General features: G+C 59.6%; 23 protein-coding genes and 3 pseudogenes. 15 read left to right on the plus strand and 11 right to left on the minus strand.

Translation table 11 applies throughout. The annotated features are described in order from the left end of the window. Positions 1 to 18: 18 nt before the first annotated feature. Positions 19 to 353, minus strand: a pseudogene (locus HDG37_RS05400) (iron-containing alcohol dehydrogenase); the annotation flags it as partial. Between the two features lie 162 nt (positions 354 to 515). On the opposite strand from HDG37_RS05400, the gene HDG37_RS05405 reads away from it, so the two are divergent. After that, positions 516 to 827, plus strand: a complete 312-nt coding sequence (locus tag HDG37_RS05405) for a high-potential iron-sulfur protein (RefSeq protein ID WP_184045040.1) — start codon at positions 516 to 518, stop codon at positions 825 to 827. A gap of 198 nt (positions 828 to 1,025) precedes the next feature. Here the strand turns inward: HDG37_RS05405 and HDG37_RS05410 are convergent, their stop codons facing one another. Next, positions 1,026 to 1,811 carry an IclR family transcriptional regulator gene (locus HDG37_RS05410; RefSeq protein ID WP_184045042.1) on the minus strand — a complete coding sequence of 262 codons (786 nt, stop codon included), beginning with the start codon at positions 1,809 to 1,811 and terminating at the stop codon, positions 1,026 to 1,028. A gap of 127 nt (positions 1,812 to 1,938) precedes the next feature. On the opposite strand from HDG37_RS05410, the gene HDG37_RS05415 reads away from it, so the two are divergent. Both HDG37_RS05415 and HDG37_RS05420 read left to right on the plus strand, forming a co-directional pair. After that, positions 1,939 to 3,282, plus strand: a complete 1,344-nt coding sequence (locus HDG37_RS05415; RefSeq protein WP_409259945.1) for an MFS transporter — start codon at positions 1,939 to 1,941, stop codon at positions 3,280 to 3,282. 4 nt (positions 3,283 to 3,286) lie between these two features. Beyond that, on the plus strand, positions 3,287 to 3,733 hold the full coding sequence (locus tag HDG37_RS05420; RefSeq protein WP_184045044.1) for a type II 3-dehydroquinate dehydratase: 447 nt from the start codon (positions 3,287 to 3,289) through the stop codon (positions 3,731 to 3,733). Positions 3,734 to 3,817: 84 nt separating this feature from the next. On the opposite strand, the pseudogene HDG37_RS05425 reads toward HDG37_RS05420, so the two are convergent. After that, a pseudogene (locus HDG37_RS05425) lies at positions 3,818 to 4,045 on the minus strand (NIPSNAP family protein); the annotation flags it as partial. Between HDG37_RS05425 and HDG37_RS05430 the strand changes: the two are divergent. Further along, positions 4,033 to 4,416, plus strand: a complete 384-nt coding sequence (locus HDG37_RS05430; RefSeq protein WP_260332779.1) for a hypothetical protein — start codon at positions 4,033 to 4,035, stop codon at positions 4,414 to 4,416. The pseudogene HDG37_RS05425 and the gene HDG37_RS05430 sit on opposite strands and share 13 nt — an antisense overlap. 9 nt (positions 4,417 to 4,425) lie before the next feature. Here HDG37_RS05430 and HDG37_RS05435 read toward each other — a convergent pair whose 3' ends face one another. Then, the gene (locus HDG37_RS05435; protein ID WP_184045046.1) at positions 4,426 to 4,698 is read right to left on the minus strand and encodes a hypothetical protein; all 273 of its coding nucleotides are present in this window, start codon (positions 4,696 to 4,698) and stop codon (positions 4,426 to 4,428) included. A 302-nt stretch (positions 4,699 to 5,000) separates the two neighbouring features. On the opposite strand from HDG37_RS05435, the gene HDG37_RS05440 reads away from it, so the two are divergent. Then, entirely contained in the window at positions 5,001 to 5,816 is an 816-nt protein-coding gene (locus tag HDG37_RS05440; RefSeq protein ID WP_184045048.1) for a class I SAM-dependent methyltransferase, read from the plus strand. Positions 5,817 to 5,840: 24 nt separating this feature from the next. Here the strand turns inward: HDG37_RS05440 and HDG37_RS05445 are convergent, their stop codons facing one another. The 3 genes from HDG37_RS05445 to HDG37_RS05455 form a co-directional block, all read right to left on the minus strand. After that, a complete protein-coding gene (locus HDG37_RS05445) occupies positions 5,841 to 6,146 on the minus strand; it encodes an acylphosphatase (RefSeq protein WP_184045050.1) in 306 nt (101 codons plus the stop codon). A gap of 109 nt (positions 6,147 to 6,255) precedes the next feature. Beyond that, positions 6,256 to 7,344 (minus strand): hypothetical protein, encoded by a 1,089-nt coding sequence (locus tag HDG37_RS05450; protein ID WP_184045052.1) that lies wholly within the window; start codon positions 7,342 to 7,344, stop codon positions 6,256 to 6,258. Positions 7,345 to 7,366: 22 nt separating this feature from the next. Next, positions 7,367 to 7,807, minus strand: coding sequence for a hypothetical protein (locus HDG37_RS05455; protein WP_184045054.1), 441 nt, complete (start codon positions 7,805 to 7,807; stop codon positions 7,367 to 7,369). Positions 7,808 to 8,824: 1,017 nt separating this feature from the next. Between HDG37_RS05455 and HDG37_RS05460 the strand changes: the two genes are divergently transcribed. Then, on the plus strand, positions 8,825 to 10,459 hold the full coding sequence (locus HDG37_RS05460; RefSeq protein ID WP_311541036.1) for an NADP-dependent glyceraldehyde-3-phosphate dehydrogenase: 1,635 nt from the start codon (positions 8,825 to 8,827) through the stop codon (positions 10,457 to 10,459). Between the two features lie 298 nt (positions 10,460 to 10,757). On the opposite strand, the gene HDG37_RS05465 is transcribed toward HDG37_RS05460, so the two are convergent. Next, positions 10,758 to 10,934 carry a hypothetical protein gene (locus HDG37_RS05465; protein WP_184005448.1) on the minus strand — a complete coding sequence of 59 codons (177 nt, stop codon included), beginning with the start codon at positions 10,932 to 10,934 and terminating at the stop codon, positions 10,758 to 10,760. A gap of 230 nt (positions 10,935 to 11,164) precedes the next feature. Here HDG37_RS05465 and HDG37_RS05470 point away from each other — a divergent pair, with 230 nt between their 5' ends. Next, on the plus strand, positions 11,165 to 11,842 hold the full coding sequence (locus HDG37_RS05470; RefSeq protein WP_184045055.1) for a CBS domain-containing protein: 678 nt from the start codon (positions 11,165 to 11,167) through the stop codon (positions 11,840 to 11,842). 202 nt (positions 11,843 to 12,044) lie between these two features. Here the strand turns inward: HDG37_RS05470 and HDG37_RS05475 are convergent, their stop codons facing one another. Together HDG37_RS05475 and HDG37_RS05480 are read right to left on the minus strand one after the other, a co-directional pair. Further along, a complete protein-coding gene (locus HDG37_RS05475) occupies positions 12,045 to 12,491 on the minus strand; it encodes an SRPBCC family protein (RefSeq protein ID WP_018422638.1) in 447 nt (148 codons plus the stop codon). Between the two features lie 335 nt (positions 12,492 to 12,826). Then, positions 12,827 to 13,192, minus strand: a pseudogene (locus HDG37_RS05480) (transposase); the annotation flags it as partial. 162 nt (positions 13,193 to 13,354) lie between these two features. On the opposite strand from HDG37_RS05480, the gene HDG37_RS05485 reads away from it, so the two are divergent. The 3 genes from HDG37_RS05485 (at position 13,355) to HDG37_RS05495 (ending at position 16,373) form a co-directional block, all read left to right on the plus strand. Then, positions 13,355 to 14,341, plus strand: coding sequence for a sterol desaturase family protein (locus HDG37_RS05485; protein ID WP_260332757.1), 987 nt, complete (start codon positions 13,355 to 13,357; stop codon positions 14,339 to 14,341). Continuing rightward, positions 14,338 to 15,495 carry an acyltransferase gene (locus HDG37_RS05490; RefSeq protein WP_184045057.1) on the plus strand — a complete coding sequence of 386 codons (1,158 nt, stop codon included), beginning with the start codon at positions 14,338 to 14,340 and terminating at the stop codon, positions 15,493 to 15,495. The genes HDG37_RS05485 and HDG37_RS05490 overlap by 4 nt, the downstream gene beginning before the upstream one ends. A gap of 143 nt (positions 15,496 to 15,638) precedes the next feature. Then, positions 15,639 to 16,373: a haloacid dehalogenase type II gene (locus HDG37_RS05495; protein ID WP_184045059.1), complete on the plus strand. Its 735-nt coding sequence runs from the start codon at positions 15,639 to 15,641 to the stop codon at positions 16,371 to 16,373. Here the strand turns inward: HDG37_RS05495 and HDG37_RS05500 are convergent. Next, positions 16,356 to 16,955, minus strand: coding sequence for an NUDIX domain-containing protein (locus HDG37_RS05500; protein WP_184045061.1), 600 nt, complete (start codon positions 16,953 to 16,955; stop codon positions 16,356 to 16,358). The two genes, HDG37_RS05495 and HDG37_RS05500, sit on opposite strands and share 18 nt — an antisense overlap. Positions 16,956 to 17,034: 79 nt before the next feature. Here HDG37_RS05500 and HDG37_RS05505 point away from each other — a divergent pair, with 79 nt between their 5' ends. The 5 genes from HDG37_RS05505 to HDG37_RS05525 all read left to right on the plus strand — a co-directional run bounded on the left by HDG37_RS05505 (position 17,035) and on the right by HDG37_RS05525 (position 23,829). Beyond that, entirely contained in the window at positions 17,035 to 17,790 is a 756-nt protein-coding gene (locus HDG37_RS05505; protein ID WP_184045063.1) for a DeoR/GlpR family DNA-binding transcription regulator, read from the plus strand. Between the two features lie 398 nt (positions 17,791 to 18,188). Continuing rightward, a complete protein-coding gene (locus HDG37_RS05510; RefSeq protein ID WP_184045065.1) occupies positions 18,189 to 18,989 on the plus strand; it encodes a transporter substrate-binding domain-containing protein in 801 nt (266 codons plus the stop codon). 361 nt (positions 18,990 to 19,350) lie between these two features. Next, complete coding sequence (gene treA / locus HDG37_RS05515) at positions 19,351 to 21,024, plus strand: alpha,alpha-trehalase TreA (RefSeq protein WP_184045067.1); 1,674 nt, start codon at positions 19,351 to 19,353, stop codon at positions 21,022 to 21,024. Positions 21,025 to 21,078: 54 nt separating this feature from the next. Next, positions 21,079 to 21,447 (plus strand): DUF2784 domain-containing protein, encoded by a 369-nt coding sequence (locus tag HDG37_RS05520; RefSeq protein WP_184045069.1) that lies wholly within the window; start codon positions 21,079 to 21,081, stop codon positions 21,445 to 21,447. A 546-nt stretch (positions 21,448 to 21,993) separates the two neighbouring features. Next, positions 21,994 to 23,829: a S10 family serine carboxypeptidase-like protein gene (locus HDG37_RS05525; RefSeq protein ID WP_184045071.1), complete on the plus strand. Its 1,836-nt coding sequence runs from the start codon at positions 21,994 to 21,996 to the stop codon at positions 23,827 to 23,829. Positions 23,830 to 23,845: the final 16 nt, after the last annotated feature.

A 23,845-nucleotide genomic window follows, 5' to 3' on the forward strand; every position in this document is an offset into this window, starting at 1 on the left:
CGCTGCGTTGGCCAATGCTCAAGCGGGTTCGGCGCCCTGCCACGCACGTTGCAGCAGCGCGCGGATCGCGTCGCGCTCCACGGGACGCAGGTTCGCATACGGATTCTTGCACGCGGGATCGGCCGCTTCGTCGAGTCCCTGCTCGGGCATGCCGATCTGCGCGAGCGCCATTGGAATGCCGAGCGCGCGGTTCAGTTCGAACAGCAGCGGACCCGCGTCGGCCGCGCGCTTGCCGCCGAGCGCGCTCGCGCGCATGCGACGCGCGCAAGCGCATCGGGCGCGGCGCTGTGGGTGTAGTGTGCCGTATGCGGCAGGTTAAACGTACCGCCCAACGTATGACACAGCTTGTGATGGGAAGTGAATGCTGTTTCGCTGCTAATCGCTGAATCTGTCAATCCGTCACGCTGGATCGTGCAGGTATGCTGATTGCTCATGTTATGACGAGGCGGTTTGCGATTGACCGGTTCACCGTCACTTTGCCACCGTCTGATTGTGTCTCGAAAGGAGTTTCGATCGTGTCGCTCTCTCGCCGTCATTTCATGATACTTGCCGCATCCGTTGCCTCAACGACGGTTCTCTCGACAAAGTCAAACGCGGACGCGCCTGTGCTGGCCGAAAACGATCCGACCGCACAGGCCCTCGGATACAAGATGGACGCATCGAAGGTCGACAAGACGAAATTCCCTCGGTACCAGCCAGGGCAGACCTGCGCCAATTGCCAACTGTATCAAGGCAAACCCGGTTCCACGTATGGGCCGTGTCCGACCTACGGGGGCAAGCTGGTCAACGCAAAAGGGTGGTGTAACGCCTACGTGAAAAAGGCGTAATTTACACGCCGTCGCTGTCATTGGGCATACCGCTGTGCGTACAGCGTCAACCGACGGATGATGGCAGCATGGCGCCCGACCGTAAGTTGCGCATCCGACAGGAAGACGTTCGGTCATCTGCGCCAACGTATCGGAGACCGCAGTTCGGCGCGAAGCGGACGAAGTTCGCCGCTCGGATGGCTTTACACTTGTGTCTCGTCATCCCTTGCCGAGCGGCGGCCGACTCGGGAATCCCGCCATATTGCTTAGCTGGGCCAGTTCATTCGCCGCCTCGCGCAGCAGCATCGAGTACTCGTGAATCTTCCCGGTCGTCAGCCGCACCCGCGGACCGGCCAAACTGATGACGCCGACGCAACGCGAGCCGCTCACCACGGGCACCGCCACCGCTGACATGCGAGGGGCAAACACCTCGTCGATCATCGCGTAGCCACGCACGCGCGCAGCGTGCAGGAAGCCCAGCAGCGCCTTGAGCGTCGTCGGCGCATTGGGCCCAAACTCATTGGGCTGTCCAAAACCCTGCTTCAAAACCAGTGCCGCCGCCTGTTCGTCAGTCATTGTCATCAGCCATGCGTGTCCGGTCGACGTGCATGAAAGTCGTGCTGCCTGGCCCATGTCAGGATCGTAGCGAAAGCCGATGCGCTGTCCGTCCGCCTTCCCCACCCAGATGATTGCTTCGCCGTCCACCAACGACAGCCGCGCCAGTTCACCTGTCTGCGCAGCGACGCGTTCAATGATCGGCTGGGCGATATCCGCGATGCCCGTCAGGCTCAGGAATTCCAGCCCGTTCGACGTCATACGCATTGTCAGAATGTAGCGGCTGTGATCGACCAGTTGCCTGACATAGCCGCCTTCGATGAGCTCGGCGAGCACGCGGTGGCACGTGCTGCGGGGCAGGGACAAAGCGTCGGCAATCGCCAGAAGACCCGCGCCTTCGGCTTGCGTCGCCAGGAAATCAAGAATTCTCAGGCCGTTTTTGAGCGACATTTCGCGTGATTTTCATTATGTGCAATGCAGTTCCGGTGCGGAACGCCTCGCTTTCTGAGCGCAAACAATAGCACTTGTTCGTCGCCAGATACGAACGGTTCGACATATGAGGAATTCAGGAGACTACATGTCATTTTTTGCTGATTCAGGCCTTGCCGCGGAACAACAGTCCGCGCAGGCTCACTTGATGGCGCGTCGGGCGGTGGCAGGCGCAACCGTCGGAACGGCGCTCGAATGGTTCGACTTCGCGCTGTATGGTGTGGTCGCGGCCACGATCTTTCCAAAGCTGTTTTTCCCATCGCTGGACCCGACCGCCTCGTTGCTCGCGTCGTTGGCTAGTTTCTGGGCAGGGCTGGCCGCACGCCCGCTAGGCGCGGTGATCTGCGGGATGCTCGGGGACCGTTGGGGACGCCGCAAACTGATGCTGGTCACTGTGTCGGTGATGGGCGTGTCGTCGTTCCTGATGGGGTTGCTGCCCACTTACCACCAGGTTGGCATCCTCGCGCCGACGTTGCTGGTGTCGCTGCGCATCATCCAGGGTTTCGCGCTTGGCGGCGAATCGACGGGCGCGCAACTGATGGCGGTCGAGCATGCGTCTGCTAACCGACGCGGTTGGTATTCGGGCCTGCTTGGCATCTGCTCGCCACTCAGCCAGATTCTCGCCAACTTCTCGCTCTTTACGCTGGCCGCGTTGCTTTCATCGGACGACTTCGACTCCTGGGGATGGCGAGTCCCGTTCCTCGCAAGCTTTGTCCTTGTGCTGCTGGGCATCTACATCCGCAGGAAGGTTAGCGAGACACCGGCCTTCGAGGCGCTCAGGAAGAGTGGCTCGCCCACACGCGCCGCCAATCCGCTCGGCACCGTCTTCAAATATCACTGGCGCACCGCGCTTCGTCTGACGCTGTTCTTCTGCGGCCCGGCCGCGCTGTTTTATCTGATCGTGGTTTTCTCGCTCAGCTACCTGACGAAACACCTCGGCGTACCCAAGCAGACAGGTTTCATGCTGTTGATGGTTGCGAATGTCTGTGCCATCGTGGGCGCGCTGGCGGGCGGTTATCTGAGCGATCGGATCGGACGCAAACGTGCGCTCATGATCGGCTCGTTCTGCACGCTAATCTGCTGCCTGATCTATTTTCCGATTCTCAACCAAAACTCGATCGCCATGACAATGGCCGTGATGGGCGCGTTCCTCGGCTTCACACAGTTCCAGAGTGGCATCCAGCCGGTCTGGTTCGCCGAGTCCTTTCCGACCGAGGCGCGCTACACGGGATCGGCACTGTCGTACTCGGGAGCCAACCTGCTCACCGGCGGCCCGATGCCGATTGTCGCTGTGGCGCTGCTCAATGCCTTTAACGGTTCCCCTTGGGCCATCGTAGCGGTCTGCGGCTCGCTGAACCTGATCTCCTTCCTGATGATCGCAATATCCCGGGAAACCAAAGACACGGCCCTGGAACGCTCTTCTACACACTGACACCATGACTCGCAAACTCTACATCCTCAATGGCTCCAACCTGAACATGCTGGGCGCAAGGGAGCCTCACATTTATGGCACCACCACGCTCAAGGACATCGAACAGAACTGCCTGACACTCGCCGACGCGCTCAAGTTCGACTGCGTATTCCGTCAGACCAACAGCGAAAGCGATCTGATCGACTGGATCCAGGAAGCGTTCCTGCAGGACGCCGCGCTGATCATCAATCCGGCCGGCTTTTCGTTCGGTCGGATTCCGGTGCTCGACGCGGTCAAGCTCATCCGCCGGCCGGTCGTCGAATTGCATATCACCAACATCCACCGACGCTCGGAGGAATATCGTCACTCGACGATTTCGGTGGCGGCTACCGCGGTAATTTGCGGGGCTGGCGCAAACGGATACTTGCTAGCAATCCGCGCGATTGACGATCTGTGGGGCAACCAGACCTGAGCGGGCTCCTCTATTCATGAAGCACGCGGGCTCCTCGATGGAGCCCGCTTCGGCCGCAGCACCGCCTTACTCTGCGACGCTATCCTACGCGGCGGCACGAATGAGCCGTGTCTCTTGTGCCGTGATCAGATGGCCCGATGCCTTGAGATAGGCGGGGAAATCCGGATGCGTATCGCGTGCAAGGCACCGTCGTTCGTAGTCTGGCAGATCGTCATACCCCCACAGGTGGGTGAACTGGTTCTGCGGCCCGACCAGACTGGTCCAAAAACCGAGCGGATGTCCAAGCGTCTCGAGCAGGATTGGCATGGCGAGGCCTGACACCGTACATCGACCCCGGCGTGCTCGCACTGCTGACGCTCGTCCTGATCCTGATACCGATCGGAACCGTGATCGACGCGGTCAAGGAAGTGTTGCTGATCACGCCGCCGGATCTGGAGCACGAACTGCGCGACCTGATGCAACAACTGACCGCCGACTACGGCTTCGTCGAGCACTCGCACTACGCGACGCGCGTCGGCCGCGGCCTGTTCGTCGAGGTGCATATCGTGTTGCCCGAGGCGATGGAGCACGCCGGCGTCCGCCAGCTCGATCAGATCCGCGACAGGACCCCGCGCGCAATCGGCGAATCGGGCCCGGACCGCTGGCTGACGGTGGCGTTCACGCGCGAGCCGCGCTGGTTGTAACTTTCGCGACTAGTCCCCAAACGGGTTGTTGGTGTCCTTCACTTCGGTACTGAGGTTGTATTCCGCACGCATGGCCTTGAGTACGCCCTCGATGTCGCGCTCGAAGCCGATCGCGTTACCGAAGTGGGTCATATTCCAATTGCAGCCTGTCTTGTCAGCCTCTTGCAATTGCGGCCGCGGCACGCGAATCTTCACGCCATCCTCGACGATTTCCTGCAGTCGATGGATTCGCCGACTGACCTCCTGCTGAAGCTGCGAGGCATTAAGCGTCTTGCGTATCATCCAGGTCTCCTCCCGGTTGCTCGAGCCAGTCTAACGCAAGTGAGGCGATTCGCGACCTGGCGCTGAAATGCGAAGTGCCGGAGAGAAAGCAGGCGTATCGGTTCGTGGGGGTGCGTCAGCCAGCGCCGACGCGCGCGAAAGTCTGGCGGCTTTAGACGACGTTGGTTGTGCGTCGCACCACACATTCGTGCGCTTTCTCCGTCGCCGGCCTGGATTGTTTCCCCGATAGCCAGACATACGGATTACGAGGAACATAGGCATGCGCTAAAGGTCGCCAACGTGTAAAACCGGTGGGGGTAAGCATGGGACAACTCGACTTCAGTACCTTCGAGCACGAAGGTTGGGAGCGGGTCGCGCAAGCCTATCATGAGTATTTTGGCGATTTGACCGCCCAGTCGAACCAGGCCATGCTCGAGACCCTCTGCATTCGGCGGGGAGCCCGTTTTCTCGACGTCGCCTGCGGCCCGGGCTACCTCGCTGCGGCCGCCGCCCGCAGCGGCGCGGATGTGGCCGGCGTGGATTTCTCGGTCGCGATGGTCGACAAGGCGAGACGCGTCTTTCCGGCACTTGAGTTCCGCGTCGGCGACGCGCAGGATTTGCCATTTCCCGACGCAAGCTTCTCGGCAGTGGGGATCAGCTTCGGAATGTTGCACTTTGCGCACCCCGAGCGCGCACTCGCGGAGGCGTTTCGTGTACTGCAACCTAACGGCAGAATCGCCTTCACGGTATGGGCGACACCGAACAAGGCGGTTGGCTTCGGCATGGTGTTGAAGGCGATCGAGGAGCACGGGACGACCGACGTACCCGTCCCGCCGGGACCACCCTTCTTCCGATTCAGCGATTGGGAGGAATCGAAGCGCCTGTTGCTCGATGCCGGGTTCGTCCAACCGGAGGTGCGGGAGTTGGACCTCACGCTCGTGCTTCGTGCTCCCAATACACCTTTTCATGCACTCCTGCGTGGTGGCGTGCGGGTTTCCGCGTTGCTACACGCGCAGACGCCGGCCGCGCTAGCGTCTATTGAACGGGCCGTCGCACACGAGGCGCAGGCGTATCGCAGCGATACTGGGGACCTCAGGCTTCCGATGAGCTGCGTTCTGGCTTCCGCACTCAAGCCTTAGGGCGAGCAGGTTGACTCAACTCAACTAGACCGTCGCGGCGAGCTTGAATTCATCGAACCTGGCTACTGGTGGCGATAGTTCCTGGACTTCCAGACGGTCCACCAGAGCTGCATGCGCACCGTCAACCAGCCAATCGCAGATTCGCTCGAGTTCTTCAGCGTGTCCTTGCAACACAGCCTCGACCGAACCGTCCATCCGGTTGCGCACCCAACCCGTGATGCCTCGAGCCGTGGCCTCGTTGACGCAAGCCTGCCGGTAACCTACCCCCTGCACGTGACCATATACCCTGACCAGTCTGGTCCGTAAATCGGTATCGAACTGTGGCGTCATGATGCACGTAACTCCAGGCCGGATAAGACGCAGCGCAATTGCCTCTGGTCGCTGTCGCTGTCAGTCCGCAAACAAAAGTTCTGCTCGACACGAATCGCGGGTTCGACGGTCAACCTCCGCGCACCTCGTCGGTTTCGCCTGCCGAGTCTGTCGCCTCCCAATCCGCCTTCGTCGCTGCTGCTGGCGTCACCGGCTTGATACGTGTCCACCACGCGGTATTTGCCGGCGCATGGAAGCGGAACTGCGTGCTCCATGCCGCCCAGAACTCCCGCTGTGCGGCCTGGGACGTCGGGAGAACAAAACCTAACTTCTCAGCGAGTGCCGGCAGATAAAGGTCAAACGCTGATTTGACAACGTCGCCCCAGCTTCTTGCCTCAAGAATCGCAAGCCGATACGCAATTGCCGCAATGGCGGCCGCAATCGCAGCGTTCTGAAAAAGATCCGCCAACAGGTAATTACCGGACAGACCGTCCGCAAGCCAGATGTCAATCGCTCGCACCAAGGTAAAGATGGACGTAAAGGTACCCAGAACGACGAGTCCGACCAGAAAGTCAACTGGAGCTCTCGCATCCGCAATGATTGCCTGATAGTCCTTTGGGATGACTGCAAGAAGACGCGGCCATACGAATATGCTGTCAACCTTATAGACTTCGCTCGAGTAACCCTCGAATGCACGCAACGTGTTCCCAAAGGCCGTAGGAAGAACGAGATTTTCATGCCGAGGGAAATCACGGGCGTTCCGCTCCTGGTTGCGGTACAGCCTCGCCCTTACGGTGGCTCGGTTCGATTCAGCTTTTCTGTGTTCCAACGATTCCTTTGAGGCTTTAAGCCGCTCGATTGCACTGTTCTCTGTAGCGAGTTCCGTACGGAGGCGTTCTATGAGGTCCAACTGACGATTGCGGCGATTTCGCTCATCGCGCTTCCAGGCCTCGCGATTGAATGGCCATTTGTATCCTTCGAGGACCTGATAAAACCAGTTGTTCAATACCAACAGGATCAGCGATAGGACCCATACGATGAAGAGGAAAGAGAACAGGCTTCCAACCTTGTCGCTGTCCGAGGTCGCTTTGTGCAGCAAATCGCAAAATGCCGGGATATCGGCGTTTGCCGCGAGAAAGCCTGTAAAGCCAAGCAGGGCCGGCAAAAAGAAGCCGAGGATAAATGCTTTGTCCAGCAGTTTCGATAGGCCCGAGAGCATCGGAGATTATCCCTTGGCAAGTTCAGCGACGCACTGGCGGTGGGTTGTCGTCATCTGGGTCCTGCTGCGACTGTCCCGGAAGACCTCCGAATTGAAGAGCCCGGTGAACCGCATTCAAATCGATGCTTGCCAGTTTGCTCGGCGGCGTTGCTGAGCCGGAGTCGTCTACAAGATGTTGATAGAGGAAATCGACAACCGCACTGAGGGCATTGAGGGCGCTCGCGTAATCTCGTGCAATCGCCAGGTCGTGGACTTCTACGGCCCGCCTCATCACCAATTCGCGTAGCGGTTTCGGTGCTGATTCGTATTGGCGAGCAAACGCGGCGTTCCGTTTGATCTCTTCAAGCCGGTCAATCGCTTTTGAGGCACTGCGGCGGCTCTGCCCCCTAGGTACATGCGTGGCGCTGCGCCCGACCACTTTTGTCAGCAGTTCGACGATTTCACGAGATGAGTTTTCTTTCATCCTGGCTCTCCAAGGGGAAAACACACTCGCCTCCCCGGCCCCGCCCGGTCGTCAATGCTCGAACCGTTACTCGATGTTAGTACAGCTGTTCGGTAGGAGGAAACAGTATATCGGTGCGCAGCCCGCAGAAGTGTCACGTGGGACTTCGCAACAAGTGAACTATCGCCGGGTTCCTCGCTGCCTCGCACATACGGTTGGTCAAGCGAGCGGCACAGAACAATCCCTGAACGCTTGCCGGGCAATGTTCAGGAACATGCGGGCGCAATTCTTCGCAGCGAAATGTTGGTTTCGGACCGTCGCTGCCCGGTCAAAGTGTAGGGCGAGCCCCACCACCGAGTCCACGTCGCCACTGTCACGCGAGCATTCAACGCCTACGCAGCCGGTTAGCGCCACGCTTGCCTGACAGCCCCTCCGTCGGCACGGTCTTTGCATCCAGAAACTGCGTCAACCGGAGATAGCCATGATGCGATGTTTTGCGGACTTCGCTCCCAAGCAAGCGCTGCGCGGCAGTGCAGCCGTACTTGCTGCCACCATACTCCTAACAGCATGCGGGACGGGAATGGCGGCATTCGCCGGACTGCTTCCGAAATCCGACGGGGTAGCGACCGCAGTGACCGCTACGCCGTTGGTCGAACTGCAGACCACGATGACGAATCTAATCGAATCCGGTTACGAGGACATTTCCGCAACTGCTGACTAAGCTCGCCCGCAAGCTCGGCGGTGCCGCGCCGCGCCACGTGATATCACTGTCGGAACCGAGTTCACCGTTCATCAGGCGTTGAACACGGTTCGTCTTCAACTCTGTTCTCTGCCATTAGCTATGCTTCTCTCTGTGTCTTGCGCCCGCCGCGAAGCACAGCCACCAAACACCGGCACAGTCGCTTGCGCACGACCCAATGATCGGTCCGACAGGTACCGTTACGTCACCAGCGGGTAGGCACGGTCGCATTGATTGCGTTCGAGCAATGCCCAACACCTGGCGGACCACCGCGTACTGCACGAACATTGGAGCGCAACGTGGCAAATATTGACTTCGAGAACCTCTGGCAGTTGTTTCCAGTCACCGACGATATTCCCGATTCCGCCCGCCTCGCGGAGCCGATTCATCAGCGCGTCTCGCTCGTCGATGGAGAACTGAAGGCATGGGATGGCGCCTGCAAGAACGTGCAGTCCCCAGTCTGCGTGCGACAAGCTTCCGGCGACGCTGAACAGGTCGTAATTGGCAGTTATCCGGTCATGGGCGAGGTCGAGAGCGATGCCGCGCTGAACGCGGCCGTGCGATCCTACGATCACGGCCGCGGTGAGTGGCCAACGATGACAGTCGCGCAGCGCATCGGCTGCATGCAAGACTTCATTCGTCTCATGGCGGCCAGGCGCCATGAGATTGTGAATCTGATCATGTGGGAAATCGGCAAGAGCCTTGCCGATTCGCAAAAGGAGTTCGACCGCACCATCAGGTATATGCAAGACACTATCTCGGCGCTAAAGGAGCTAGACAATAGCAACTCGCGCTTTGTCATCGCCGAGGGCACCATCGGCCAGATTCGCCGCACCCCGCTGGGCGTCGTACAGTGCATGGGGCCTTACAACTATCCGCTGAACGAAACGTTCGCGACGCTCATTCCCGCATTGCTGATGGGCAACACCGTCGTGTTCAAGCCGCCCCAATATGGCACGCTGCTGTTCTTTCCACTGCTCGAGGCTTTCCGCTCTGCTTTCCCGAAAGGCGTCGTCAACACGATTTATGCACCGGGTGCGGTGGTGGTGCCACACATGCTCGCCTCAGGAAAGATCGACGTGCTTGCCCTCATCGGCTCAAGCAAGGTTGCAGACCACCTGAAAAAACAACACCCAAAGTCGCATCGGCTACGCGCCGTTCCCGGCCTTGACGCCAAAAACGCCGCGATTGTGTTGGCTGACGCCGACATAGACCTCGCCGTGAAGGAATGTCTGCTCGGTACGTTGTCGTTCAATGGTCAACGGTGCACAGCGCTCGAGATATTGATGGTGCACCGCTCGATCGCCGATACGTTTCTTCAGCGCTTTAACGCAGCGCTCAAAAATCTCAAGGTCGGCATGCCGTGGGAACAGGGTGTGTCCATTACACCGCTGCCGGGCATGCATCGCACGGCCTACATGACCCAGGCAACTGACGATGCGAAAGCGAAAGGCGCGGCGGTCGTGAACGAAGGTGGTGGCGTGTTCTGCAAAACTCTTTTTTATCCGGCCGTGGTGTACCCCGTGAAGGAAGGGATGATGCTCTATCGTGAGGAGCAGTTCGGACCGATCATCCCGGTCGTGCCGTTCGATGACATCGATACATCACTCGAGTATGTGATCACTTCGGACCACGGTCAGCAGGTCAGCATTTTCGGCACCGACGCTGCCCAAATTGGCTCGCTGGTCGACCCGCTCGTCAATCAGGTGTGCCGCGTCAATCTCAACAGCCAGTGCCAGCGAGGCCCAGACGTCTTTCCGTTTGCCGGCCGCAAGGATTCTGCGGAAGGTACGCTATCGGTCACCGATGCGTTGCGCGCGTTCTCGATTCGCTCCATGGTCGCGGCCAGGGAGACCGACCTGAACAAGACGCTGCTCGATGCGATGGTCACGAATCATCACTCGAAGTTCGTGAATACCGGTTTTATCTTTTAGCGGCTCGATGGGTATCGAGCTCGAGTCCCGGTGCGGAGATTCAGCGCGCGATGCCGTAAAGGTCAGCGCATCGCGCGCATGGTTGAGTGAAAGGGCCCATTCGTCAGTTGGGGCGATTTCGCACGACGTCCGGCCAGTCGATGCCCGTAGAAAAGCATAGGTTTAAAAGCGACGAATATTTGCGACGTCCTATGGCGCTGCTTCATGCGTCTACCCAAAGCTTTTCCCTGGTGCAGGATGCGCGGAGCGGGTCACTGCGGGTCCGGCCTGCCCCAAAGTCATGGCCACGTCAGTCTCCTTATTGCAGTTGAACAGCGAGCAAGTCGTTGGCGAACGCGGGGCGGGCGGAGGCGAACTCCATCAGGTCGAGGAAGCCCTCGCTGACCGCAAACTCATGCAGCGCATCATCGCCGCTGTCAGCTTTGATGCGACCGTAGCTTTCGACCATTTTCAGGTCGGTAATCAAGTACATCATCTCAACCTCTTTCTGTCTGGGAATGCCCCGAGTTGTCGCGCTCATACCTCGACGGAAAGAATGCGCCCCGTCGGGCCGTCGTCGTCTCATGCTTCGGTCCGAAGAGTACGTAGCGTGGCTTAATTCAAGCTTAAACAATGCCAAGGGTTGGAACCAACCTTATCGTTAATCAGGTATTAAAACAGTTTGACGCGGACTTTGTTGTGTCCCATTAGCGCGCGCTCGACATCATGACTTCTTCGATCATTACCGCCGCCACACCGGATATGACCATCCACGACGCAGCGAAGCTGTTCGTCGACCACCACATCAGCGGCATGCCAGTGCTCGGCGCCAATGGACAGGTGATAGGCATCGTCAGTCAGGGCGATCTGCTGCATCGCGTGGAAAACGGCACGGGGCATGGCAAGCGTCGATGGTGGCTCGAGTTGCTGTCCTCGTCGGCGCGCGAGCAGGCCGCGAGGTATGTGAAGGAGCATGGGCATGTCGTCGGCGACGTGATGTGCGAGAACGTCATTTCGACTCCCGAAGACATGCCGCTGCACCAGATCGCCGATCTAATGGAGCGCCGGCACCTGAAACGCGTGCCGATGCTGAAGGATGGGCAGCTCGTCGGCATCGTGAGCCGGTCTAACCTGATCCGCGCGCTCGCGAGCGTCGAGCCTGCGATCGACACGGGCTCGCACGACGATGCGAGCCTGCGCGACGCAATCCTGCGCGAGATGCACGGACAACGCTGGGGGCTCGCGAAACACGGCGTATTCGTCAAGGACGGCGTTGCGCATCTGTGGGGCATCGTCGAATCCGAGGATGAGAAGTGCGCGATCCGCATCGCGGCGGAAAACGTGCCCGGCATCAAGCGGGTAGAGAGCCATCTGGAGTCGCCGAGCGTGATTCCGACGATGTAGCTGGCGCACCGTGTACGGGCCGAACGTTCCCAGCTTGACTGCGGGCGGCGCGGTTTGGAACCGCGCCGAGTTCGACCGTTTCCTGATCACGATTCGAAGGTCGCCAATTGAGCAGCAAGTGGGACGAAGGATGCGATCGTCCCCGCGGCGCGTTGCGAGGAGATACTTGCTCGATGGCGGAGCAAGCGGCTGTTATTGAATGTCAGTCCGCAATCTCCGGCTCGACCAGCTTCGCCAGTTGCGCGAGCGACTCCTGCCAGCCGAGGTAACACATCTCGACCGGAATCATCTCGGGGATGCCTTCCTGCACGATGTTCAGTTCGGTCCCGCACGACACCTGCCGCAACGAAACGGTCGTGTGCATCTGACCGGGCAGATTCGGGTCGTCGAAATGGTCCGAATAGCGGATCTTTTCGAACGGCACCAGTTCGATGTACTCGCCGCCGAACGAGTGCCCCTTGCCCGAGCCGAAGTTATGAAACGACATCCTGTAGGTGCCGCCGACGCGCGCATCCATCTGATGCACGTCGCAGGTGAAGCCATACGGCGGTAGCCATTTCGCCATCGCGGCGGGTTCGAGGAACGCGCGATAGATACGCTCGGGCGTCGTGCGCAAAACACGGTGGAATTTGACGGTTCCGGTAGCCATGATGAGTGTGCCTTTAACTGGAGGGGTTGGACATACTGTCACGACGCGCCCGCGTTGTGGGAATCGACACGCACGAGACCAGGCAAAACCCGTAGACGGTTGACACTCGTTTAACAGGTATATCGCCCCATACGGACTGCGTTGCGGTCGAAGCGTCCCCGTCCTTTTTAGATGATCGATGATTGCAACGCATCAGGGACCGCCGGCCTATGCCGGCCATTGAAGTCCGGATGCATGGCTGCAATCGTTACCTTCAATCCGTTACAAATGAGAACTTGGCAAGCCGGGGGCGTCCATGCATGCATGGTGTATAGGCAACTTGATGAGCAGGGACTTCAGGCGGCGAGTTTCTGCTGAACCGGTTGATCGTCTTTCACCGGTTCGCCATCCCTGAAGGCAATGCCTTCCAGCAACAGCTCGATCTTTTCGGGCCCGTTGACGCGGCGCCAGGTTTTCTCGGCTTCCTCGATCAGCTTGAATGCCAGACCAAGGAAGGTGGGTCGCCACACACAGTTGCGCGTGCGCGTCGTACGGTGTCGCACCGTCGCGAACGTCGACTCAATCGCATTCGTGGTCCGCAAATGCTGTCAGTGCTCAGCCGGGAAGTCGTAAAACGCCAGCAGGCTTTCCCGATCCTTCTTCAACGTTTCCGTTGCCTTCGGATATTTCGCCGCGTAGACCGTCACGAAACGATCAAACGCGCCTTCCATTCGCCATTCGAGGTCTTTGCCGCAACACTTGCTTCAGCAGCTCAACCTCAAGGCTCTAAACATTAAATCCGCCGTTGCGCTTCGACCTTGAAACCGCCGTTTGCGTACGGCCATAAAACATAATTCGTATTACGTTTAGGCAATACCCGCTGCATGATGGCCGAAACTGACGGTGTGATGCGCCCCCGAGAGCATTTATGTCCCACTATCCTCATCGTCATGGCAGCGTTGTGCAGCCCAGCATTCGAAGAACCTCCACATCTCGAATCGGGGAAAAAGATGCAAACGTTCGATGTGTTGACTTATGTTGCTCATACCTTGCGTGCGGGAGAGCGCGTAGCTGTTGCCTCTATTCTCTGCGTCGCCGTCGAGATAATGCTGCCGTATGGCAAGGTGTCGTTTGCATCACGCGCGCGCGGCATTCTGTTTCACATTTGTTATTTGTTTATAGGTGGGCTTTTCTTCGAACTTTATCATTCTGTAATCGTCGCACTGCATATCCGACCGCTTTTCTCGATATCGCTTGACGGCGTATTGGATTCGCCGCGGCCAGTCTGGCGCGCCACCGGCATCGCCCTTGCTATCGCTGGGGCGATACTGATTGGTGATTTGCTGTACTACTGGTTCCATCGCGCGCAGCATACGTTCGGTTTCTTATGGCGGTTCCACCAGGTCCACCATTCGATTCGCGAGATGAATGTGTGGAACTGCAATATGCATGTATCGGAGGAGTTGCTCCGTCCCCTCGTTGTCACGCTTCCAATGGCACTACTGATCGACTTCCATCCTCCATTCCTATGGTCGTTGATTGGCATGGTGATACTCGTTCAGGGCACCTTCGAGCACGCCGATACACGTATCAGCTTTGGCCCGATTTCCTATCTGTTCCCAGACAATCGATTTCATCGAATTCATCATTCAGTCGAGTTGCGCCATTACAACCGAAATTTCGCTGCAGTCGTGACCTTGTGGGACGTATTGTTTGGGACCGCACACTTCCCGAAGAAAGGCGAATGGCCCGAGGTCGGTCTTGACTACACTGATGAACCTGACGGTCTGGTTGATTATCTGCTGATGCCATTCACCGTCAGGCTACCCGCCACCGCTGTACAAGACCCATCCCCACGGAGGACGGAGTGAGGTCCCCCCTCGCAACGACACTCGGATCGCGGCTTGCCGATGCGAAAAACAGGCCATCCGGTTTCGACTACATGCGTCTCGTGCTCGCCGTCCTCGTGGTCGCGAGCCACACCATTAACGTCTGTTATGGTCACAAGTTCACTCAAGCGGTATGGTCCGGGCCTGCACGAGCACCGCTCGCGCTAATCTTGCCAATGTTCTTCGCTCTGAGCGGTTTCCTGGTTGCTGGCAGCTTCGAACGTTGCCGCACGATCGTTTCCTTCTGCGGGCTGCGGGTACTGCGGCTGCTACCCGCATTGGCGGTCGACACGCTAATCGCCGCATTGCTGATCGGACCGTTCTTTACCACGCTTTCACTTCATCAATATTTCACTGATCCCGAGTTCCGGGCGTACTTCCTGAACATTCTCGGAGACGTCCATTTCGCGCTGCCAGGTATGTTCGCCAACGATCCTTGGCCGGATGCAATCAATCAGCAATTGTGGACGTTACCGTTCGAACTAGCCTGTTACGTCGCATTGACTATTGCGTCGTATGCCGGCATGGCACAACGACCGCATCTTTTACTCGCCGCATCGATTGGTGCGAACGTCTTACTCGTTGCGCTTGCGCACCGTTCCGGTTCGGCTGGTATGACCGTACACGGACCGATGCTCGTTCTCTGTTTCTTCTATGGCGTTTGCGCGTACCAGTTCCGCAACCGGATCGTCTGGAGTTCATGGCTCTGTGTGCTATCTGGCCTCGTCGCAGTGATTTGCCTATCCGTTCGCGGCGCGGATTACTTCGCGGCGCTGCCCGCCACCTATCTGACCGTCTTTCTCGGACTCACGCAACCAAGACGCCACCGCTTTGTCGCAAGCGGTGACTACTCATACGGCATCTTTCTTTACGGTTTCCCGATACAGCAAACTGTGGCCGCGATGCATGCCCCGGCCGCCCTCACCTGGTACGTTCATTTTCCGATTTCCCTCGCCCTCACACTTCTCTTTGCAATGATCTCGTGGCATGGCGTCGAAAAGCGTGCCCTGAAACTGCGCGGCTTGCTAGACCGTATCGAAACCGGTGCGTTGCATATCGCCGCCGCCGTGCCGGGGGGGCGATATCTCGTACCGGCGCCCGCGGTCCGGATCACGAAGTCGCCGACCCTCGAATGATCGTCAGAAGGCGGGGAGAGGCGGCCGCAGAGATTCAGGTGGGGCGAGAGAGAAACTATTGGAAGGCAGGATCCCAGGTCTGGTGCGTTTTCCTGACACGCATCTAAGATGGGCGCTTCCCGTCAGAGCCACAAAGGAAGGTCATGGGCATCGACTCGACACATCGAACTGCCATCAAAGCTTTCGTGTTCGATGTCTTCGGAACCGTGGTTGACTGGCGAAGCGGCGTCGCGCGCGAAGCGCAACCGTTTCTGCAGCGGCACGCGCCGAATCTCGACGCATCCGACTTCGCGGACGCATGGCGACGCGAGTATTCGCCCGCGATGGAAGAAGTGCGTAGCGGACGCAGACCGTATGTGCGTCTCGACGTGCTGCACCGGGAAAACCTCGTCAAAGTTCTGGCGCGTTTCGGCATCGCCAACGTTCCCGAACCGGAGATCGATGAGTTGAACCTGGCCTGGCATCGGCTGGACCCCTGGCCCGATGCCGTCGACGCATTGCGGCGCCTGAAGGCGTGCTTCATCATCGCACCGCTATCCAACGGCAACATTCGCCTGATGGTGGACATGGCAAAGCGTGCCGGTCTGCTTTGGGATGCCATTCTCGGTGCCGAAGTCGTCCGCGCTTATAAACCCTCGCCGCTGGTCTATAGCGAAACGGCGGAAATTCTCGGCATTGCGCCACGCGAATTATGCCTCGTGGCCGCACATAACAACGATCTCGCCGCTGCCCGGCGCGTCGGCTTGAGCACCGCGTTCGTCGTGCGGCCCACCGAGCATGGCCCTCAACAGACGAGCGATCTGAAGGCGAACGAGGCGTGGGACTTCATCGTCGACGATCTGCACGAACTCGCGACGCAACTAGGCTGCGCGCGCTGACGCAAACCCACGCAAGGCGACGTACTGCAACAGCATGATCGTCTTGCCGTCGACGATTTCCCCTGCGTCGACCGCTCGCAACGCGGCTTGCAACGGCATTTCGATCACCTCGAGATCTTCCCCTTCATCCTCGACGCCGCCGCCGTCGTTGACCCGCATCGACGCGTCGTACTCGCCGACATAGAAGTAGAGCTTTTCGGTTACGGATCCCGGGCTCATGTAGGCCTCGAAAATCTTGTGGACCTGACCCACGCGATACCCCGTTTCCTCCTCGACTTCGAGCCGGATGCGTTCTTCCGGCGAAGCGTTGTCAAGCAACCCGCCCGGCGCTTCGATCATCATGCCGTCGTGACCGTTCACGAACGCGGGCATGCGGAATTGTCGCGTGAGTATCACGTTGCCGGTGCGCGGACTGTGCAGCAGGATCGTCGCGCCGTTGCCGCGATCGTAGGTCTCGCGGTTCTGCCGCTGCCATGTGCCATCGCGACGCAGGAAGTCGAACGTCACCTTCTTCAGCGTGTACCAGTCGTCGGATAGCAAGGCCGTTCCGACGATGCGAACCCGGTCTTTCGTTGCGGTCATGGCGCCTCCTGTCGACCATGGACAATGATTCATGGTATCGTGCAATTTCGTGCAATTTCAAGATATTTCGTGCAATGCAATGTTGACGACCCAACGCAAGAAAGCGATCCTCGACGAACTCGCGCGCAACGGGCAGGTCCTGGCAGGTGAGCTGAGCGCGGCGTTTGGCGTGTCGGAAGACACGATCCGCCGCGATCTACGCGAACTGGCCGCGCAGGGGCGCTTGCAGCGCGTCCACGGCGGCGCGTTGCCCGCGTCGGCGGCGCTCGCGTCATTCGAGCAGCGTCAGGACATCGAGACGCTCGCCAAGCGGCGCATCGCTCGGCGAGCGGTCGAACTGATCGCGCCGGGGCAAACCGTGATCGTCGACGGCGGCACCACGTCGGCGCTATTGGTCCAGGCGCTGCCGTCCGATTTGCACGCGACCATCGTCACGCATAGTCCGAGCGTCGCCACGGCGCTTGCCGCGCATCCTTGTGTCGAGGTGATCCTGATTGGCGGCCGGCTTTACAAACATTCGATCGTGGCCGTCGGCGCCGCGGCGATGGAAGGCATTTCGCGCATCCATGCCGACCTGTACTTCATGGGGGTGACCGGCGTGCATCCCAGCGCTGGGCTGAGCACCGGTGACTTCGAGGAAGCCGCGATCAAGCGCGCGCTCGCCGCGCGGGCGGCGGAAACGGTCGTGCTCGCGTCATCGTCGAAACTGAACGCCGCATCGCGGTTCGTGATCGGCGAGATCAAACTCGCGCAGACCATCGTGGTCGAGAAGAAGACCCGCGCGGAATTGACGAAGCCGATCGAAGCGGCTGGGGTGACTGTGGTGAGAGCGTAGCGGCGGCGCGCCCTGGATCACGCCGACGTCCTGGGTTTCGAGCAGGTACATGACGAAATCGCTGTCGTTGGCGATCACGCGTCCGTCGGGCGTACGTCGCCCGATCACACCCGCGCATGACGGATAGACATAGAAGGCGCCGGTCGGACGAGGACAATAGGGTCCATCGATCGCATTCAGTCTATCCACCACGAGATCGCGCCGCTGCGATTTTTCGAAGCCGGAGTTTCATCCGCGCGCGGCCGCTACCGAACAAAGATAAAACAGGCGACTTTTGAAGTGCTAGGATGACGCGCGCAACCCGGCTTGTTCCACGAAGCGACACTGCCGGGTTGCCGACACGATGGTGAAATCGTTGCGTTGTGCAGCCTGATACTCAAGTACAGAGGAGACACTCAATGAAACTTTCGAAGCTGCTTATAAACGCGTTGGCGCTCTCGGCTCTCAGCTTTACCGCGGTCGCGGCTCATGCCGAAGATCTGCTCGACTCGGTCAAACAGGCCGGAGTCCTGAAGATCGGTCTCGAAGGCACCTATCCGCCGTTCGACTCGCGCAACAAGGACGGCGAGCTCGAAGGCTTCGACGTCGATGTCGCGAAAGCCGTGGCGGCGAAACTCGGCGTAAAGCCGGTATTCATTCCGACCGAGTGGAGCGGCATTATCGCGGCGCTGCAGAGCGGCAAATTCGACGTGATCATCAATCAGGTCACCATTACCCCGCAACGCAAACAGGTTCTTGATTTCAGCCAGCCGTACACGTACTCGGCCGCGCAGCTGATCCAACGGGCGGACGACAAGCGTGAGTTCAAATCGCTCGACGAATTCAAGGGCGACAAGAAGATCGGCGTGACGCTCGGCACCAACTACGACCAGATGGCCCGCGCGGTACCTGGCATCAACGTGCAAACTTATCCGGGTGCGCCCGAGAAACTGCGCGATCTCGCTGCCAAGCGTATCGATGCGACGATCGACGACCGGCTGATGCTGCCGTACATCATCAAGAACTCGCAGTTGCCGTTGCGTACGGGCGCGGTGCTGAAAGGCGCCGAGCAGGAAATGGGCATCCCGTTCCGCAAGGACAATCCGAAGTTCGCGAAAGCACTCGACGACGCGCTGACCCAAATGAAGCAGGACGGCACGCTCAAGAAGATCTCGATGCACTGGTTCGGCACGGACGTGACTCAGCCTATCGCGCAGTAATTTTCTCGTTGTTCTCGCGTACCCGCGCCGACCTGCCGAATGGTCGACGCGGGTACGCCGCTTGCTCGCTGAGCGGTTTCTGCCGCGCAATCGCTCGCGACCAACGCTTCCATTGCTTCGAATCACGAAGCAAGCGCGGATACGCCATTACGCGCACCTTCTCCCTCGTTCATCACGTTTCATTCTTCATGCTGAATGCATGCACGCTCTGCTGCGCCGCAGTTGCCTGATGCTTCGAAAGCGTGCGATGCTTTCGGAGCCATTGATCCGGCCACCTCGTGTCGGGCTCGCGTGTCGCCGGGAGACGACCTCGAATGGCACGCGATGAGACCAGTGAAATGCCCACAACCTTGGAGGCATCATGAGCATTCAATCACTGTCTCGCAGCCGCAACGCATCAACCGCCCATCTCTTCCCCAGCTCAAGTAAGTACTTCGTGCCGCGGCGTTCGCCGATCACGCTCGGCGTCGCCTGCATCGCCTCGCTCGTCTTCTCATCCGCGAGCTGTCTGGCCGATACCCAGGTGGGCGCCACGCTGCCGCCGGCGCCAGACATTCTGTACGGCGATCTGTTCGTCGCCGTGCAAACCGCGCAGATCTTCGCCGACCAGAAGACGTTCGTCGACGCGACGCCGAATGGCAATCCCGCCGCGATCGTCCAGCTATACGAAACGCAGAAGAACCAGCCCGGCTTTTCGCTGCAGAAATTCGTCAGCCAGTACTTCACGCCGCCGCCCGATCAGAGCATCACGCCGCCGCCGAACCAGAGTCTGCGCGAGCACATCGACTGGCTCTGGGACGGCCTCACGCGCACGACGACGAGCGCGCCCGACTACAGCTCGCTGATCCCGCTGCCCAAACCATACGTCGTGCCGGGCGGCCGCTTTCGCGAAGGCTACTACTGGGATACCTATTTCACGATGCTGGGGCTGCAGGAGTCCGGGCGTGAAGATCTCGTCGACGATATGCTCGATAACTTCGCGTACATGATCGACACGTTCGGCCACATACCGAACGGCAATCGCACGTACTATCTGAGCCGCTCGCAGCCGCCGTTCTACTCGTATATGGTGGAGCTCGCGGCGCAAAAGGAAGGCAACAAGGTTTATCAGAAGTACCTGCCTGTGCTGCGCAAGGAGTACGCGTACTGGATGCAAGGCTCGTCCAGCACGCCGCGCGGCGGCGCTACGCACAATGTGGTCGTGCTCAACGATGGCACCGTGCTCAACCGCTACTGGGACGATCTGGACACGCCGCGCGACGAGTCATACCTCGAGGACGTGCAGACCGCGCAGGCGAGCGGCCGGCCGGCCAACCAGGTCTACCGCGATCTGCGCGCGACCGCCGAAAGCGGCTGGGATTTCAGCTCACGCTGGTTCGGCGACAACCAGACGCTCGCAACGGTGCGCACGACATCGATCATCCCGGTCGATCTGAACAGCCTGTTGTTCCATCTGGAGACGACGATCGCGCGCGGCTGCTCGGAGACACGCGACTTCCGTTGCGTCGCGCAGTTCATCGGCTACGCGGCGCGGCGCGCGGAAGGCATCAACCGCTATCTGTGGAATCGCAACGGCTACTACGGCGACTACGACTGGCAACTCGGCAAGTCGCGCGACAACCAGACACCGGCGATGCTGTATCCGCTGATGGCCGGCGTGGCGTGGCCCGATCGCGCGTGGAAGACCGCCCGGACCGTGCAGAATGTGCTGCTCAAGCAGGGCGGCCTCACGACGTCGACCTATAACAGCACGCAGCAATGGGACGCGCCGAACGGCTGGGCGCCGTTGCACTGGATCGCGATTCAGGGCCTCAAGCGCTACGGACGCGCCGACCTCGCGCAGCCGATCGGCACGCGCTTTCTCGCGGACGTCGAGAACGTCTACGACACGCAGCACAAGCTCGTGGAGAAGTACGTCGTGGAAGGCGCGGGCGAAGGCGGCGGCGGGGGTGGCGAGTATCCGCTGCAGGACGGCTTCGGGTGGACCAATGGCGTAACGTTGATGCTGCTCGATCTGTATGGCAATGGGCAGTGAGTCCCCGCGGCATCGTCAAGCGAGTGTCGTGCGGCTAGTCCAAATGGAAGCAGAATGATCTGGCTCGCCAATATTGTTCTCGTGCTGCATGCGCTGATCGTGGTGTTTATCGTCGGCGGACTATTCGCCATCTGGATCGCCCACGGTTTGCGACTCCCGTGGGCGCGCAATCGCACATTCCGGACGGTACATGTTCTCGCCATCGGTATCGTGGCGAGCCTTGCGGTGCTCAATGTGCCGTGCCCGTTAACCGTTCTGGAGGATCGTCTGCGCACGGGAACGGTCGGTCCGCAAGGGTTCATACAGCGCTGGGTCAGCGCCTGGCTGTATTACGACTTTCCGGGCTGGGTGTTCGTAGTCGCCTATGTCGCGTTCTTGCTGGCAGTGATTGTTACGTGGTACCGAATTCGGCCACGAGCGTGACGGGCGTACCGCCGCCCCGCTCGCCGAAGCGGTCGACGCCGCCCCGACGGAAATTCCCCAGCCTGCCTTTTTCTAATTCTATTGAGGACGTATTTTCACCGGTTAAATTTACCATTCAGTTATATTTATCAAACGCAATTAATTCCGACGACCTAGCCACGAAAATCCGCATTTCCTCGTCGCCATTCAATGCAATTCGGATAAATCCGCCAGCGTTTTTCCGCCCCCCATGCGGCGGCGACCGCGCCAGCGCTCGATCTCAAAGCGCTACTCCTCGACCAGATCCGACTTTATTCTGAATCGCATAATTGCCGCTTGATCCTTGACAAGACCGCATTTCGCATCCTATTTTCACTCTTGCTGTAATCATCGGAAAGATTCAATTTTAAATTTCTCTTGAAATGTCGAGATAAATCGACAGGGAATCCATTTATCCATTCAATTAGCAATTACAGAAAGCGAATGGAAATATTGATGCAAGTATTTTGCATTAATGCATTGCGAAAAGCGGCCTTTGTGTTGCGGTATCACTCACCAGGGAACGAGATGAAACCAGACAGAAGGAGTACCGACGATGGTCGCGTCCGTCGTCATGGCCGGCTCGCCGCGCTAAGCGCGCTGACACTCGGAATCGTTATGCTCGGCGGATGCGGCGGCAGCGACGGAGGTTCGTCGGCGTCGGCGGTACCAAGCGGCATGGCGCAGGTCGCCAATCAGGCGCAAGCGGCGTCGGCGCCGCAGACGCCATCCGCCAATCAGCCCTACACCGATCTCACCACCTATTCGACGAGTGCGACGTCCGGGATAGCCGCGTCGCTGGTCGCGGAGAAAGCGGCGATCATGCATTACCAATGGACGTCCGGCAGCACCACCGTCAATTACACGACGACCACCGGCCACCTGAGCGCAATGGATCTGACGAGCGGCGCACCCGAAGCGACGATGTCCTACGTGGCCTACACGGCGCCGAGCACGAATGGCAAACCGCGCCCCGTTACGTTCGTCTATAACGGCGGGCCGGGTTCTTCGTCGATCTGGCTGCGTCTCGGATCGTTCGCGCCGACGCGCGTCGCGACCACCGATCCGCTGCTGAACGGCACCAGCTGGCCGAACTATCCGCTTGTGAACAACACCGAGAGCCTGATCGACACGACCGATCTCGTGTTCATCGATCCGCCGGGCACGGGCCTCTCCGAAGCGATCCTGCCGAACACGAACCAGACCTACTGGAGCACCGATGCCGACGCGAACATCATGCGCGACTTCATCATCCGCTACCTGACGGTCAATTCACGCAGCAGCTCGCCGATCTATCTGTACGGCGAATCGTACGGCACGCCTCGCACCGACATCCTCGCGCTCGCGCTCGAATCGGCCGGCGTGCATCTGACGGGGATCACGCTGCAGTCTTCGATCCTGAACTACTTCGCGGACGCGATCGAGGCGGTGGCAATCACCGGTTCGCCCGACCAGCTCGCGCTCGAAACCGATACATTGAGCGGCTACATGCCTGGCTATGCCGAGGTCGCGGCGTACTACAACCAGGTATCGCCAGCGCCAGTGAGTCAGGCGACCTACGCGCTTCGCAGCGAGGCGTTCGTGACCGCCAACTACAACCTGTTCAAGAATTATTCGCTGTACTGGACCTTGAGCCAGCTCGGCGCGCCCACCTACGCGGGACCGCCGAACTTCCCGCCGACGTGGCTGGAGAAGGTCTGGGACGCCGAATCCGGTCTCACGTTGCAGGCGATGCAGGGCTACTTCAACATCAATCCGTTCAACCTCACGCTGGTGCCAGGCTCGACGATAGGCCGCTACGATGGTCGCGTGTCGTTGCCCAACTCGGACTCGCGTCTGCAGAGCGACGGCGACCCGTCGGACATCCTGATCTCGCTGCCATTCACCAATGCATTGGCGACACAGATGCCGGATTACCTCGGCTACACGGCGCCGAACGCGGCGTACATGCCGCTGAACGACGCGATCATCCAGGTGTGGGATTTCTCGCACGGCGGCCAGCCGCTGCCCGACACGATCCCCGATCTGCTCGGCGCGCTAAAGCTGAATCCGCAACTGAAGGTGCTGGCGGAAAACGGCTTCCACGATCTCGCCACGCCGTTCTTCAATACCGAGAAGCAGCTCGCGCGGCTCAAGACGGTCCAGGGTCTCAACCCGAATCTGCAGGTCAACTTCTTCCAGGGCGGACATATGATTTATCTGGATGACGTGGCGCGCCCGCAGATGAAGGCGGATCTCGCGGCCTTCTATGGCGGCACGCCGATAGCGGGCGCGCTGACGCTCGCGACGCTGCCTCAGCCGTGGGCCGACGAAGCGTCAGCCGCTACGCCGACGAGCGAGGCGCTCGCCGCGGTCGCGCCCTGATCGATGGTGGTGTCGC

Source organism: Paraburkholderia sp. MM5384-R2 (genome assembly GCF_014201025.1).
In the GTDB taxonomy this organism is placed as follows: domain Bacteria; phylum Pseudomonadota; class Gammaproteobacteria; order Burkholderiales; family Burkholderiaceae; genus Paraburkholderia; species Paraburkholderia tuberum.